We start from the raw sequence: 16,652 nt of genomic DNA, 5'->3' as shown, positions 1-16,652 counted from the left end.
GTATTAACATCACTTATGAAAAAAAGTAGAAAAATAAAGATTTTATATATACAATTATTATTTTAAGTTTAGGTTTCTTTACAATAAAAAGAATATATTTATTATGTTTTATAAAATTTAAAATAGAAAATATATATAGTGGATGCAACATATTAACTTTTTTGGGGTTTAACTCACTTATTTTAGGATTATTTATTGAAATGGTTATAAAAGAAAAGAAAGTGATAGGTTAAAAAAGAGTTAAAGATATTTTATGAGCTGGCTGAATATAATCAAAGAAATGAAGTTGTAGTGTATGACGAAAACGAGAATATAGTTTATGCTAATAAAAAATAAGAGAATCTAGTTGTAATAAGTTTAACTCAATAGAAGAGCAGAATAAAGAATTGGAATTGAAATTAAAAAGTATATTATTTTTAATGATAAAGATGAAATAGAATTTAAAATAGAGAAGGATGGATTATATAAAAAAGTATTATTTAATAATGGAAAAGTTCATAATCTAGATATACAAAAAATACACCTTAATAATAATGTTGAAAGAATGGTATGTACATTAGTAGATATGTCAGACGAGTATGAGGCTCATGAAAGGTTAGTTATAAGTGAAAATAAATTAGCAACAATAACTGAAAATATTAAAGATTTAATAATAACGATAGATAATGATGGAATAATAACATATATTAATAATGCAGTTTTAGAAACTTTAGGTTATGATAGGGATGAACTTAATAATAGGCACTATAACAAATTATTTAGTTTTAAAGTTTGTAATAATAAATTTTTAGATTCAGATTGTGAAAATCATATTTGGATTAAACATAAAATTTTAACTAAACAAGATAAATTAGTTGTGGTAGAGTCATTAATAACAAATATGCTAAATGAAAAAGGACAATCTGTAGGAAAAATAATAGTTTCTAGAGATCTTAGTTATAAAAATGAAGTTGATATTTTAAAAGAAAAATATGACGAAATAAAAGAATATGATAGAATAAAGACAGAAATTTTTTCGAATTTATCCCATGAAGTGAGAACTCCTATAAATATAATATATTCATCTGTTCAACTTTTAAATAATAAGAGAAAATTAAGCGTAGAGGATTTTAGAAGTTCCTATGATAAATATGAAAGTATTATAAGAGAAAATTGTAATAGAATGCTTAAACTTGTAAATAATTTATTAGATATAACTAAAATTGAAAGTGGATTTATGAAAATGAATTTTAAAGATTATAATATAGTTAAATTAATAGAAGACGTAACAATGTCGGTAGTTCCTTATGCTGATATAAAAAATATAAATATTATATTTGATACAGATTTTGAAGAGTTGGAAATAAAAACTGATAAGGATAAATTAGAACAAGTAATTTTAAATTTATTATCTAATGCAATAAAATTTACAGAAGAACATGGAAATGTATTGGTATATGTTTCTAAAAAAGATGATTTTGTTGTAATACGAGTTAAGGATGATGGAATAGGTATACCAAAAGAATTTAGAGAGCATATATTTGACAGATTTGCACAAAGTAATAAAAATTATAATAAAGAAAAAAGTGGTACAGGTATAGGTTTGGCATTAGTAAAGTCCTTAGTAGTTCTTCATGATGGTAAAGTTTACTTAAATGAACAATTAGAAGAAGGTAGTGAATTTATTATTGAACTTCCTATTGTAAAGTGTAATTGTAAGGATGAAATGAACATGTCATTAATAAATAATAATATAAAATCGGTAAATGATAAAGTATCAGTAGAATTCTATGATTTATATTAAAATCCAAAATTTACTTTGGATTATTTTGTATAACAATAGTATATTGAAAAAAATCAATATAGGGTAGAGATATTTTAACATAATCACTGTATTTAAAAAAAATATCTATACAATATTATAAAATTTATGGTATCATCTAACTTTGTAATGATAAATTAAATAAATAACATAAACTTAAAACAAAACACAGATACTATAAGTGAATAGAGTTAAATATTAATAGTTGATATAGTGAGTAATTTATAAATAAAATACTCACTATTATTAATTAAAAATTTAAATAAAGATTGTAAATTAATAAAAATTAAGTCTTAATAAGTGAGGGTGAAAAAATGAAAATAGGATTCGATCATAAGAAGTATCTTGAAGAACAATCAAAATATATTTTGGAAAGAGTTAATAATTATGACAAACTATATCTAGAGTTTGGTGGAAAATTATTATTTGACTTACATGCCAAAAGGGTTTTACCAGGTTTTGATGAGAATGCAAAAATAAAATTATTACACAAGTTAAAAGAAAAAGTTGAAGTCGTTATTTGTGTATATGCAGGGGATATTGAAAGAAACAAAATAAGAGGCGACTTTGGTATTACATATGATATGGACGTTTTAAGACTAATAGATGATTTGAGATCTTATGAACTAGACGTAAACAGTGTGGTAATAACTAGATATGAAGGTCAACCAGCAACTAAAGTATTTATAAATAAGTTAGAACGTAGAGGAATAAAAGTATATAAGCATAAATCTACAAAAGGATATCCAACAGATGTAGATACTATAGTTAGTGATGAAGGATATGGACAAAATCCATACATTGAAACAAGTAAACCAATAGTAGTTGTTACAGCACCAGGACCAGGAAGTGGAAAACTTGCAACATGTCTTAGCCAGTTATACCATGAGTATAAAAGAGGTAATGTAGCAGGATATTCGAAGTTTGAAACATTCCCAGTTTGGAATGTACCTCTAAAACACCCTCTTAATATAGCTTATGAGGCTGCTACAGCAGACTTGAAAGATGTAAATATGATAGATTCATTCCATTTTGATGCTTATGGAAAAGTAGCAGTAAACTATAACCGTGATATAGAAAGTTTCCCAGTTTTAAGAAGAATTATAGAAAAAATAACTGGGGAAGAGGCTGTTTATAAATCTCCAACAGATATGGGAGTTAATAGAGTTGGATACGGAATAATAGATGATGATGTAGTAAAAGAAGCATCACAGCAAGAAATTATTAGAAGATACTTTAAAACAGCATGTGATTATAAAAAAGGTTATGCAGATAAAGAGACTTTCCAAAGAGTAAAACTTATAATGGAAGAACTTAATTTAAAAGAGCAAGATAGAAAAGTTGTAATGCCAGCGAGAGAGCATTCAGCAAAACTTAAAGAAAACTGTGCAAAAAATGAAATATGCCCAGCAGTAGCTTTAGAACTTGAAGATGGAACTATATTAACAGGTAAAAGTTCAAATGTTATGGATGCAACAGCAGCAGTAGTACTAAATGCTATTAAACATTTTGCTAACATATCAGATGAAATACATTTAATATCACCAGTTATATTGGAGCCAATAATAAACTTAAAATCTAAAACATTAGGTAGTAAAAACACAGCATTAACATGTGAAGAAATATTAATAGCACTTAGTATTTGTGCAGCTACAAATCCTATGGCTCAAGTTGCTATGGCAAAATTACCAATGCTTAAAGGATGTCAAGCACATTCAACTACAATACTAAATAAAAATGATGAACAGACATTTAGAAAAATTGGAATAGATATAACTTGTGATCCAGAATATCCATCAGAAAATCTTTATTACAATTAAATAGAATATATTTTTATAGGGTAATCTCAAAATAAAATAATATAATAAAAGGGATTACCCTTTTATTATGTCTAAAGATGAGATAGCTACATAAAAAATTGAATTTAAATTATGAGTTGAATTTTTATAAGTAAAAACTATATGTTAAAACTTAACTATGATTGATACAATTAAAGGCTTTATGTATAATAAAGTCTAGTGATTTGCATTAAAAATATAAAGATATATTGTAAGATATGGAGTGATTTAATATGAGAATGAGAAGAAAGCCATGGGCTAGACCTGAATTAGAAAGTTGTGATTTTTTTGTTGCTAAACCTAGTGAATATAAAGGGAAATGGAAGGAAAGCTTTAACAGGATTCAACCGTTATACTTAGAGTTAGGTTGTGGAAAAGGTACATTTATGGCTGTACATGCTGCAGAAAATGAAAATATTAATTATATAGCTATAGATATAAAAGATGAAGTTTTAGTTTTAGCAAAAAGAAATATAGAAAATGCAGTTGATAAAAAGGAAAGAAAAGTTGACAATGTAAAACTTATGGCACAGGAAATTGGACTTATTGAAGAGATGTTAGATGAAAAAGATGAAATCGATAGAATATATATAAACTTTTGTAATCCTTGGCCCAAAGAAAAACATAAGAAAAGAAGATTAACACATACAAGACAATTAAATAAATACAAAACTTTTTTAAAAAAGAGCGGAGAAATATGGTTTAAAACTGATGATGATGAACTTTTTGAAGAGTCATTAGAGTATTTTAAAGAGTGTAAATTTAATATAAAGTACATAACTTATGATTTACATAAAAGTGATTTTAAAGGTAATGTAGTAACAGAACATGAAGAAATGTTTACAGCACAAGGAATAAAAACAAAGTTTTTAATTGCAACATTATAATAAAATTTATAAAAAGATACGTTGATAATTACTAGGAACGAAGTGAGTAGTAATAACCACAACTGTTCAATCTTAACTTTTAACTAAAAGAACCTGTTATTTATTGATAAAATATCAATTTGAGTGTCCTTATTTGATAAATAAATAATTTTAAAATTTAATTTGGAACACTATAATAGATAAAAAGGAATTAATATTAATTAAGAATATTTAGTATAAATGTAGATATTTTAATATATTTGTTTTATAATGAATATTGAAAAGAGAATAATATAATTAGCTAGGGGTGCTATTAAAGCTGAGAGGTATACATATACTAACCCTTGAACCTGAAATTGGATAATACCAGCGTAGGAAAGCGTTATTAAAACGAAAAGTTTTAGTTTTGTGCAAATTTTATAGTTTTATATTTAAGTATAAAAAGCTATATCCAAGTTGGGTATAGCTTTTATTGTGTTTGGAAAATTTTTAATATTGAAATTAGGGGGAGTTTTATGAAGTTTACAGATTATTTATATTCAAGTTCAAAGGAAATATGGGAAGGATATAAAAAACATCCATTTATATGTAATTTAGCTAAGGGAACATTGGATAAAAATAAATTTATCAAATATCTTATACAAGATTATTTATACCTTAAGGAATATGCAAAAGTGTTTTGTGTAGGGGTTGTAAAAGCTGATACTATGGAAGAAATGAAGTTTTTTTATAGTTCAACTAAGGGAACTATGGAAGATGAAACAGCAGTTCATATAAAATATTTAACAGATCATGGTTATAAGATAGAGGATGTTGAAAAAATGGAGTATAACATTGCTACAATAAATTATACAAGTTATATGAAGTCAATAGCATTAACAGGGAATATAAAAGAAATAGCTATTGCAACACTACCATGTACTTGGAGTTACAATTATATAGGTAAGTATTTATTAGAAAATTATAAAGATGATTTAGAGAAAAACTTTTATAGACCTTGGATTGAAGAATATTCTTCTAAAGACTTTAACGATTTTACAGATGTATGGTTAGAGTATGTAAATAAAATTTGTAATGATTTAAATGAAAAAGAAAAAGAAAAGCTAAAAGATATATTTGTAAAATGTAGTCTTTATGAAATGGAGTTTTGGAACATGGCAAATCAAGATATGTAGATTTGGTTATGTTATGCTGGTATATAAGTAAAAAATTTTCTTCTTTTCAAATTTAATTAGTGATTGATAGTTATATTAAAATCAAAAGGAGCATGGTAATGGTTATATTAGTTACAATACTTAGTGTAATTTTAATGATTATGTATTTTATAGACTTAAGAAAAGAAAAATTCAATATAAGAACTATGGTTATTACAGCTATGTTTAGTGCAATATCATTTGTACTTTATTTAATACAATTTATAAAATATCCTCAAGGTGGTGGAATTAGTTTATTTTCTATGTTGCCTGTAATGCTTTTATCTATATTATATGGAAGAAGAGTGGGACTTACAGGTGGTATGATTTTTGGACTTTTAAAACTATTAAATGGAGCAACGGTAGTGCATCCAGCACAGTTTTTATTAGATTATGTGCTTTCAACAATGGCATTAGGACTTGCTGGAACTTTTGGAAGCAGTAAAAAGTTAAATTTAATTGGAGGCTGTTTGCTATCAGTGTCCCTAAGTGTACTTGTAAATATAGTGTCAGGAGCAGTATTTTTTGGGCAATATGCACCTGATGGAATGAATGTTTGGTTATACTCATTTATTTATAATATAAGTAGTGCAGGGGTAGAAGGACTATTAACAGTTGGTTTAATGGCAGTTTTACCAATAAAAAGATTTAGCAAAATAGCTAAACCAGTATAAGTTTGGTTTATATTTAAAATCTAATATATTTTTCATAAATAAATTTAAAGCTATCTTAAAATAAAAAACATTTTAAGATAGCTTTTTTATATTTAATTTTAATATGACACTTGACTTTTAGCTTGTTTAATTTTATATTTAACGGTGTATAATTATGAAATTATAATTTAAGATAATATGAAATTTTATTTGTATTAAATGTTTGGAGAGATAAAGATGAAACGTAATACATTACCAATTAAAACAATTGTAGCTGTTGGAATTGGATCTGCCGTATTTATGATATTAGGTCGTTTTGGGTCAATACCAACAGGTATACCAAATACAAATATAGAAACTGCTTATGCATTTTTAGCATTAATGTCCGTATTGTACGGTCCTTTAGCAGGATTTTTAATCGGTCTTATAGGTCATGGATTAAAAGATATAATCTTCTATGGCTCACCTTGGATAAGTTGGGTTATAGCCTCTGCTATTATGGGGTTTATTATAGGCGTGTGTTGTAAAAAAATTAAGATTGATGAAGGTATTTTTGGAAAAAAACAAATTACTGTTTTTAATATTGTACAAATTATATCCAATATTATAGCATGGGGATTAGTTGCACCAGGTTTAGATATTTTAATATATGCAGAGCCTTCTAATAAGGTTTTTTTACAAGGTGCTATAGGGGGAGTATCTAATACAATTACAGTTGGAATATTAGGAACTATCCTTATAAACAATTATGCTAAAACTAGAACAAAAAAAGGTAGTCTAGATAAAGAATACTAAAAGTATACCGGAGAAACAACTCCGGTATTTTAATTGAGAAAATCAATATTTCATAAAAATAATAAAAAGTTATTGTATAGATTAAAAAAGGAGGACAATATATGAAAAAACCAATTCTAGAATTTAAGGATTTTTCAGTTCAATATATAGTTCAGGCTAAACCTACATTGAAAAATATAAATTTAACTATATATGAAGGAGAAAAAGTTCTTATAGTGGGACCTTCAGGATGTGGTAAAAGTACACTTTCAAATTGTATAAATGGCTTAATTCCTTTTTCACATAAAGCAGAAACTACAGGAAGTTTAAAAATTAAAGGTAAAGAAGCCAATGAATTAAGTATTTTTGAAATATCTACAATGGTTGGAACAGTACTACAAGATCCAGATAGCCAATTTATTGGATTAACAGTTGGAGAAGATATAGCTTTTAAATTAGAAAATTATTGTGTTATGAAAAAAAATATGAAAGATAAAGTTGAGAATGTATCTAGATTAGTTGACATAAATAGTCATCTGTATTCATCACCACATAATTTATCTGGTGGTCAAAAGCAAAGAGTAACATTAGCAGGAGCTATTATAGATGATGTAGATATATTACTCTTTGATGAGCCTTTAGCAAGTTTAGATCCAGCATCAGGAAAAACATCTATTGAACTTATAGATAAAATACAAAAGGAAACTAATAAAACAGTTTTAATAATAGAACATAGATTAGAAGATGTACTACATTGTGATGTTGATAGAATAATAGTTATGAATGATGGTGTAATAATAGAAGATATCACACCAAATAAACTCTTAGCTTCAAGCATTTTAATTGAAAATGGAATAAGAGAACCTTTATATATAACTGCTCTTAAATATGCAGGATGTCATATTACCGAGGAAATGAACGCTAAAAATGTAGAAATAATAGATATAAATGAATGTAAAGAAAAATTAAATAGTTGGTACCTTAATTCAGTAGATAAAAAGAAAAAAGAAAAAAATGAATTTATACTAGAACTTCAGAATGTTTCATTTCAATATAATGAAGAAAAACAAATATTGAAAGATGTATCATTTAGTATATCTAAAGGAGATATGGTTAGTATAGTAGGAAAAAATGGAGCAGGAAAATCCACTATTTCTAAGCTTATATGTGGATTTTATAAACCAACTACTGGAAAAATATTTTTTGATGGTATAGATATAGAAAAAAACACGATAAAAGAAAGAGCAGAAAAAATAGGTATGGTAATGCAAAATCCCAATCAAATGATATCTAAAACTATGATATTTGATGAGGTTGCATTAGGACTTAAAGTTAGAGGAATAAGTAAAGAAGAAATAGAAGAAAGAGTATATAAAACCTTAAAGATTTGTGGATTATATGAGTATAGAAATTGGCCAATATCTGCATTGAGTTTTGGTCAAAAAAAACGTGTTACAATAGCATCAATTTTAGTTTTAAATCCAGAAATAATAATATTAGATGAACCAACTGCTGGACAAGATTTCAAACATTATAATGAAATTATGGAGTTTTTATTAGAATTAAATAAAAAGGGAGTAACTATTATAATGATTACTCACGATATGCATCTAATGTTGGAGTATAGCAACAAAGCTATAGTTTTATCACAGGGAGAGAAGATTGCTGATGATTTATCAATGAATATTTTAACTAATCACAGGATAATAGAGGCAGCTAATCTTAAAGAAACATCTTTGCAAAAATTGGCATTAAAATCTAATATTGATAATCCTAAAAAGTTTATTGAAAGATTTATTGAAGAAGATAGGGGTGGAAGAAAATAATGAGTGATACGATGCTGTCTTATATAAATAAAGACTCAATAATACATAACTTGACGGGAGCTACAAAACTTATATTTTTTATATTATGGGCCTTAGCATCTATGTTAACGTATGATACTAGAGTTTTAGTAGTTATGTTTGTTTTAAGTATAGTTATTTTCAAAATGTCTAAGTTGAATTTTAAAAATGTGGCAATAATAATATACTTTATATTATTTTTTCTACTACTTAATAATATAGCTATATTTATATTCTCACCTTATCAAGGTGTAGAAATATACAAAACTAAACATGTATTATTTCATATGCTAGGTAATTATTCTTTAACATTAGAACAATTATTTTATCAATTTAATATAACAATAAAGTATTTTTCCGTAATACCAGTAGCACTTTTATTTATACTAGCTACAGATCCAAGTGAATTTGCATCTTCCTTAAATAAAATAGGTGTTAATTATCGTATAGCTTATTCAGTTGCAATAGCCTTAAGATATATACCAGATATTCAAAGGGATTATAAAGATATTTCTTTTGCACAACAAGCAAGAGGAATAGACATGTCTAAAAAAGAAAAATTAAGCAAAAGAATAAAAAATTCAGCATCTATACTTATGCCTTTAATATTTTCAAGTTTAGATAGAATAGATACTATAAGTGCAGCTATGGAGTTAAGAGCTTTTGGAAAAATGAAAAAACGTACATGGTATAATGCAAGAGATTTTAGAAAAAATGATTATATAGCTTTAATTCTAGTAATAGGGTTATTTATTTTATCATTATACTTTATACTAAAAAATAATAGTAGATTTTATAATCCATTTATATAGAATTTCAAATTTGAAAAGATATATTTAGACTTATTCATCAAATCTTTGTTATCAGTCTATAAAAATAAGTACAACTGCATTTAGTTAATAGTTTAGAATGAAACTTGAGTCCAGTTTCTTTTAACCTAACAATATAATTTGCTTTGCAAATTTATATAAAATAGAAAAAATATGGTTAGAATTATTAGGAACATAGTGAACATGCTCTGAATCAATTAGAGTTTAACACTGCATTTTGTATGAAAATATTTTAAAGTTATTGAATAAATTAAAAAAAGATATTTTATTGGAATAAAGTGGCGTAACTTTACGCACATGGTTGTTTCCATATATAAATAGTAAATATAAAACCTTCACAGCATAAAAACGTTGTGAAGGTTTTATGTTATGTAAAAATTTAACTTGATTTAGTATCTAAAACATAAATATTAAATATATTGTTTAGTAGAAGGAATAATTTTGGAGGAAGAAATGGGCCTATATAGATACAATAGAAATGTAATTTCTGTAAAAAATGGTTATGTTACAGGAAAAAGTGAAGGAGAATTAGTTTTTTTAATGGGATGTCCATTTGATGAAGATAATAATTATATTGAATCAGTAGATGTTGTCATACAGCAAAAAAAAATGAGAGAAGAAACTATACATTTAAATGTAAAGGGCTATGATTTAGATTTAGCTTTAATTAATTTTACTGAAAATGATAAACAAGAGATTATGATAAGAGGTGCTTTAGGAGGAGAAATAGCACATTTAATTGCACATGTATATAGGTATGAGGAAGGAAACTTAACAGAGATTTTTAATTATAATAGTTTTTATGAAAAATATAAATTTAAAGCTAGGTATTTAGAGGATTATAATATTGAAATTTTTTGTGAGGAAACTAAAAAAAAGTTTGTTCTAAATATTAATGATAGTAATGATGAATGTTTAAATGATATATATAGCAGAAGTGGAAAAGTTTTGGGTAGTAATGCTCCACATATATCTCCTATAAATGCTATTTATCCAGTAAAACAAGTAGGAAAAAATTATAATTCATTATTAATACAACAAATTATAATTGAACCGTCAAATGAACATATGTTGGGAATTATAGAAACATTATTAGATATAGATGAATATGGAAAAATGAAAGTTATATATCAATCCATTATGAAAACAGGAAAAACATATAATAGGTTAAGGGAGAGTGAATTATATTTTAATATAGAAGATGTTATACCAGAAGGAGCAGAAGTTATTTCTCTAAATAAATTTGGTGGTGAAAATGACATTATCAAATTAGATTTAGACAATGATAAAGAAGATGAAATTATATATGCTTATAATTACAAGGGATATGGACATATAGGTATATGTAAAGTTACAGGAGAGGGAGTACAGATTTTAGATGATTATGAAGGGAAAGGGGATAACGTAGGTTATTTAAATATAAAAGAAGTTTGCTCTAGAAAAATAAAAATATAATAATAGGATGGAAAATACGAGACTTTACTTGTAGATTAGATTTATTAGAATATAAAGATAAAAAATAAGTAGTTTAATTCCACATACTATATTATGTTTTAATAAAATAGATGTTGTAAATTTGGAAAATAAAAAGAAAAGTTAAATGAAATAGTATTATGGTATAAAAGTAAAAAAGTAGGTTATGAAATAAGTATGTATAAATGGATAAAAGGAAATCTTATTGAAATAAATAAATATAATAAATATTATTATACAAAAGTTTTAAAATATTATGATGAATTGATAAAACTAAAAGTAATTCTATAGAGTATTTATATAATGTAGCAAAAGCTAAATACTTAGTATCTCAATATGATGATGCATTAAAAACTATAAATAAGGCAATGTATTTGAAATTAACGTATCCATCAGTAGAAGAGCTACGGGACTTTCAATATGTGTTAAGTGAAGGGTTAAAGGAAAAATAAGTTTAAAAAGTTGCATATAAATTAAAAAAGGTACTTTAAAGTACCTTTTTGTTTATATAATTCATTAGAGATTAATTGATAAAAAGTTATAAATTCTATAGTAATACAAATAATTTTAAATTAAATTTTATTATTGTTTAATTAGATGATAGAAAAATTAATTAGTTTTCCCACTCATCAGCATTTTTTAATCCAGGTATAGAGGATGCTTTAAATACTGGAGTTTCAACACCTGCTTTTTTCTGAGCAATATAGTCTTTTAAAGCTAAGAAAGCATATTTACCTAAGAATAGTATAGCTATTAAGTTTACTATAGCCATAATTCCCATGAACAAATCAGCTAAGTTCCAAACAAAATCTACTTTTACTAATGATCCGAATAAAACCATTGCAACTACTAATGCTCTATAAACATTTAAGAATACTTTGTTAGTTTTTATAAATTCTATGTTAGATTGTCCATAGTAGTAATTACCAATTATAGAACTAAAGGCAAATAAGAAAATACATACAGTAACAAATACACTACCAAATGGTCCTATTTGAGAACTTAAAGCTTGTTGTGTTAATTCTATACCAGTAAGATTTGTGTCTGAATATGTTCCTGATGCTAATATTATAAATGCAGTAGCACTACAAATTATTAAAGTAGCAACAAAAACTCCTAATGTTTGAACAAATCCTTGTTCAACTGGGTGAGATGCTTCAGCTGCAGCAGCGGCATTTGGAGAACTTCCCATACCAGCTTCGTTAGAGAATAATCCTCTTTTAATACCTTGCATTATAGTTGCACCAAGTCCACCAGCAGTTACTGATTTAAATCCAAATGCATTTTCAAATATAAGTTTTAATATTGCTGGTACTTGAGTAATATTTAAAACAAGTACTAATATTGCAACTGCTATATAAGCTATAGCAAAAATAGGAACTATTACCTCTGAAACTCTAGCTATTCTTGTAACTCCACCAAAGATTACTAATGATGTAAGGATAACTATAATAATTCCAGAAACATTTCTGCTTATTCCAAAAGCACTATCGAAAGCTACAGTAATAGTATTAGCTTGAACTGAGTTAAATATTAATCCAAAAGATATTGTAATTAATATTGAGAAAATTATTCCCATCCATCTTTTGTTAAGTCCTTTTTCCATGTAGTAAGCAGGACCACCTCTGAATGCTTTACCATCTTTAACTTTATAGATTTGTGCTAATGTACATTCTACAAAACCAGAAGCACTTCCTATAAGAGCTATAATCCACATCCAAAATACAGCACCAGGACCACCTAAAGAAACAGCAATAGCAACTCCTGCTATGTTTCCAGTTCCAACTTTAGAAGCTGTACTTATACAAAATGATTGGAAAGAAGAAACTTTACCTTCTTTGCCGCCAGCTTTACTATCTTTGCTAACAAGAAGTCTATACATTTCTTTTATGTATCTAAATTGAACAAAGTTTGTTTTTATAGAGAAGTATAAGCCTGATAATATTAAAAGTGCAATTAGTATGTATCCCCAAAGATAGGTATTGGTTGTTGAAATTAAATTATTTAAAAAGTCCATGAAATTCCTCCTCAGTAAAAAATAAAAATTAATCTCTATGAATTATTTTAGTATGAACGTATTTATGTTTTTTTATATATTAAATAAATAACGCAAATAAAGTAATGAATTTTCAATATATAATAATAATACGAAATACACTAAAAAAAGTCAATTTTCAACAAAATAAGAATAGAACAAATTAACAGTAAAATGATAGTTAAATTAAAGTAAAATTCAAAAATAAGTATTTTTTATAAACAGTTAACAAAAAATTCAAAAGTAGAGAAAAAATTTTAAAATACCATCTAGAGGGTGATAAATAAAGAAATGAAAGAAATTTATAGAGTTTATGGATAAAAATTATAATTAAAATGTTAAAAAAGTGTGAATGGTTATAATTTCATAGGCATTCATATAATTTAAAGTAGTAAAATAATAAAATGGAATTTTATTGAAAATAAAAACTAAATAAAAATATACAAAAAAGGAAATGTCTTAAAATAATAAAAATAAATTTTAAGACACTTTCACATTATAAAAATCCAATAGAGATTAATTTATACAATATTTTGTAGTAGAAATAATTAACTATTAATTAATCTTTCCATTCATCAGCATTTTTTAATCCAGGTATAGATGATGATTTAAATATAGGATTCTTAATACCTGCTTTTTTTTGAGCTGTATAATCTTTTAATGCCGAAAATGCATATTTACCTAAAAGTGATATAGCAATTAAATTTATTATTGCCATTAAGCCCATAAAGAAATCAGCTATATTCCAAACAAATTCTACTTTAACTAAAGAACCAAACATAACCATTCCAACAACACAAATTCTATATATAGTTAGGATGAATTTATTAGTTTTAATAAATTCTATATTAGATTCCCCATAATAATAATTACCTATTATAGAACTAAAAGCAAATAACAAAATACAAATTGCTATAAAATAGTTGCCAAAAGAACCTATTTGTGAAGTAAGAGCATGCTGTGTTAATTCTATGCCAGTAAGGTTTGAATCCGCATAAGTTCCAGAAGATAAAATTATAAATGCTGTGGCACTACAAATTATTATAGTATCAACGAAAACTCCTAGAGTTTGAACAAGACCTTGTTCTACTGGGTGACATGCTTCAGCGGCAGCAGCAGCATTTGGCGAACTACCCATTCCAGCTTCATTAGAGAATAAACCTCTTTTGACACCTTGCATTATAGTTGCACCTAATCCACCAGATGTAATTGCTTTTAATCCAAAGGCATTTTGAAAAATTATTTTTAAGATATTTGGAAGTTGAGTAATATTTAGTACAAGGACTAAAAGTGATACAATTATATAAGCTATGGCAAAAATAGGTACAATTATTTCAGAAACCCTAGCAATTCTTGTAACCCCCCCAAATATTATCAAAGATGTAGCAACAACAAGGATAATACCTATAGTAGTTTTACTTACTCCAAATCCAGTATTAAAAGCCACTGAGATTGTATTAGCTTGCACAGAGTTAAATATTAGTCCAAAAGAAATAGTAATAAGTATTGAAAATAATATTCCCATCCATCTTTTATTAAGTCCTTTTTCCATGTAATAGGCAGGACCACCTCTGTAAGCATTTCCATCCTTAACTTTATAAATCTGTGCTAATGTACATTCTACGAAACAAGAAGCACCACCAATTAATGCTATAAGCCACATCCAAAAGACTGCTCCTGGACCACCCAAAGCTACAGCAATAGCAACTCCTGCAATGTTACCAGTACCTACTTTAGAAGCAGTACTTATACAAAAGGATTGAAAGGAAGATACACTACCTTCTTTCTTTTTATCTTTATTACCTCCATTTAAAAGAAGTATAAACATTTCTTTTATATATCTAAATTGAACAAACTTAGTACCTATAGAAAAATATATACCAAGAACTAACAAAAGGGCTATTAGTACATATCCCCAAAGATAGTTATTAGCTGTTGCAATAAAATTATTAAAAGATTCCACTTAAATTCCCCCTCGAGTTTAAAATTAATCTCTAGTGAATAATAAATAATTAAAATTATGATTGTTATTTAGGTTTATAAATTTGAATTTAAAATTATATAATTTTAAATATTAACTTAAAAAAATAAGTATATCTATAATTAATTAAGTTTAATAAAAAATACTGAAAATAGTTTTAAAAATAAAAAACTTAAATATATAAATAGAAACAGAGTTTATAAAGTTCCAAGTTAAATTTTAAAATTATACATTTCAAAACTTGGATACCTAAAATAGTGAAATATGTTTGTAAAAACTTTAAATTCAAAAAACTTTCTAAAAAGCTAAATTTTTAGATTAATAAATAGCTTTAAGTATTAGTTTATTTCCTGAGATATTTCACAAAAAAATTAAATTATATTCAATGTATAAAAAAGTAAAAAATATAAAAAATATAACAAAAAGTAATTATATGTATATAAGTATACAAAAAAGTCAGAAAAAAATCAATTTTCAATAAATAATTATTTTTTAATTTTTACTAAACATATAATGTAAATATGAATGTATATACATATAAATTAACAGAAATTTAAAAGAAAAATAAAGGTATTTTACGTGTTTAAATCAAATTAATGAGTGAAGATAATTTATTGTAATTTAGGGGGAGTAAAGTTTGGAAGCTTTAAATAATAATAAGGATTTTTTAGAAAAAATAGCTATATTTTTGAAAGTATTAAAAATATGAATAAATTTTATAAATCAATGAAAGAATTTAGAGAGAGAAGAAGTGAAAAAAATTCTATCAGTATAAAGAATGAAATGCATTATAAATTTAATTGTGAAAATAATATGGAATATAGCTTTTTATGCCGATCTCTAACAATAAAAGAGTATATTAATATTTTAAAAAATGAAATCAAATTTTTAAATGATAGTATACTATATAAATTTGAAGAAGACAAAAATTACTTTAACTTTTACAATCAATTTTCAACTAAATCGGAAATTAATATGTTAGATTTACAATATGAAAATACTTCAGATATTAAATATCTAAAATATTACCCTGGAATTAGAATATATTTAGACAATGAAAAGATTATGAATTTAAAGGACAAAAAAATTTTTGTTGGAAATTATGTAAAGTTAAATTTAAATATAATTAAATATATAATATTTCCTAATAAAAAAGTATATAATTTTTGTGAAAATTATATGGATGACAATTTAAAGGAAAAATCTATAATATTAAATATAGAAAATAAAATTATGATAAGGGAATACATTTATATGTGCAATTATAATGTATATAGAAAGAGTACAAATGGTCCTAAAGTAGAATTTTAATTGGTTCTATTTTAGGACTACTTTTTATTAGATATTAAAATAGATTAATTAAT

General features: G+C 25.3%; 12 protein-coding genes and 1 riboswitch. Of the genes, 10 read left to right on the top strand and 2 right to left on the bottom strand.

Translation table 11 applies throughout. The features are described 5' to 3' along the window. Positions 1-544 precede the first annotated feature (544 nt). The 9 genes from CSGHG_RS05630 to CSGHG_RS05590 all read left to right on the top strand — a co-directional run bounded on the left by CSGHG_RS05630 (position 545) and on the right by CSGHG_RS05590 (position 11,254). The gene (locus CSGHG_RS05630; RefSeq protein WP_010293360.1) at positions 545-1,783 is read left to right on the top strand and encodes a sensor histidine kinase; all 1,239 of its coding nucleotides are present in this window, start codon (positions 545-547) and stop codon (positions 1,781-1,783) included. A gap of 332 nt (positions 1,784-2,115) precedes the next feature. Beyond that, on the top strand, positions 2,116-3,621 hold the full coding sequence (locus tag CSGHG_RS05625; protein WP_010293359.1) for a DUF1846 domain-containing protein: 1,506 nt from the start codon (positions 2,116-2,118) through the stop codon (positions 3,619-3,621). Between the two features lie 251 nt (positions 3,622-3,872). Beyond that, positions 3,873-4,526 carry a tRNA (guanosine(46)-N7)-methyltransferase TrmB gene (trmB, locus tag CSGHG_RS05620; RefSeq protein ID WP_010293358.1) on the top strand — a complete coding sequence of 218 codons (654 nt, stop codon included), beginning with the start codon at positions 3,873-3,875 and terminating at the stop codon, positions 4,524-4,526. Positions 4,527-4,798: 272 nt separating this feature from the next. Further along, positions 4,799-4,900: riboswitch (TPP riboswitch) on the top strand. Between the two features lie 120 nt (positions 4,901-5,020). Then, the gene (gene tenA / locus CSGHG_RS05615; protein WP_010293357.1) at positions 5,021-5,680 is read left to right on the top strand and encodes a thiaminase II; all 660 of its coding nucleotides are present in this window, start codon (positions 5,021-5,023) and stop codon (positions 5,678-5,680) included. Between the two features lie 98 nt (positions 5,681-5,778). Beyond that, positions 5,779-6,372 carry an energy-coupled thiamine transporter ThiT gene (gene thiT / locus CSGHG_RS05610; protein WP_010293356.1) on the top strand — a complete coding sequence of 198 codons (594 nt, stop codon included), beginning with the start codon at positions 5,779-5,781 and terminating at the stop codon, positions 6,370-6,372. Positions 6,373-6,588: 216 nt separating this feature from the next. Beyond that, positions 6,589-7,146, top strand: coding sequence for an ECF-type riboflavin transporter substrate-binding protein (locus CSGHG_RS05605; protein ID WP_010293355.1), 558 nt, complete (start codon positions 6,589-6,591; stop codon positions 7,144-7,146). A gap of 101 nt (positions 7,147-7,247) precedes the next feature. Next, complete coding sequence (locus tag CSGHG_RS05600; protein ID WP_010293354.1) at positions 7,248-8,951, top strand: ABC transporter ATP-binding protein; 1,704 nt, start codon at positions 7,248-7,250, stop codon at positions 8,949-8,951. Next, entirely contained in the window at positions 8,951-9,781 is an 831-nt protein-coding gene (locus CSGHG_RS05595; protein ID WP_010293353.1) for an energy-coupling factor transporter transmembrane component T family protein, read from the top strand. The genes CSGHG_RS05600 and CSGHG_RS05595 overlap by 1 nt, the downstream gene beginning before the upstream one ends. A gap of 471 nt (positions 9,782-10,252) precedes the next feature. Continuing rightward, on the top strand, positions 10,253-11,254 hold the full coding sequence (locus CSGHG_RS05590; RefSeq protein ID WP_026022240.1) for a hypothetical protein: 1,002 nt from the start codon (positions 10,253-10,255) through the stop codon (positions 11,252-11,254). Positions 11,255-11,885: 631 nt separating this feature from the next. Here CSGHG_RS05590 and CSGHG_RS05580 read toward each other — a convergent pair. Both CSGHG_RS05580 and CSGHG_RS05575 read right to left on the bottom strand, forming a co-directional pair. Next, the gene (locus CSGHG_RS05580) at positions 11,886-13,289 is read right to left on the bottom strand and encodes an alanine/glycine:cation symporter family protein (protein ID WP_010293348.1); all 1,404 of its coding nucleotides are present in this window, start codon (positions 13,287-13,289) and stop codon (positions 11,886-11,888) included. A 577-nt stretch (positions 13,290-13,866) separates the two neighbouring features. Next, on the bottom strand, positions 13,867-15,270 hold the full coding sequence (locus CSGHG_RS05575) for an alanine/glycine:cation symporter family protein (protein WP_010293346.1): 1,404 nt from the start codon (positions 15,268-15,270) through the stop codon (positions 13,867-13,869). A gap of 744 nt (positions 15,271-16,014) precedes the next feature. On the opposite strand from CSGHG_RS05575, the gene CSGHG_RS05570 reads away from it, so the two are divergent. Further along, complete coding sequence (locus tag CSGHG_RS05570; RefSeq protein WP_155844732.1) at positions 16,015-16,599, top strand: hypothetical protein; 585 nt, start codon at positions 16,015-16,017, stop codon at positions 16,597-16,599. Positions 16,600-16,652 lie beyond the last annotated feature (53 nt).

The sequence above is a fragment of the Clostridium senegalense JC122 genome (assembly GCF_000285575.1).
GTDB classification, from domain to species: Bacteria; Bacillota; Clostridia; order Clostridiales; family Clostridiaceae; genus Clostridium_J; species Clostridium_J senegalense.
This window is presented reverse-complemented; position numbering and strand designations above follow the sequence as displayed.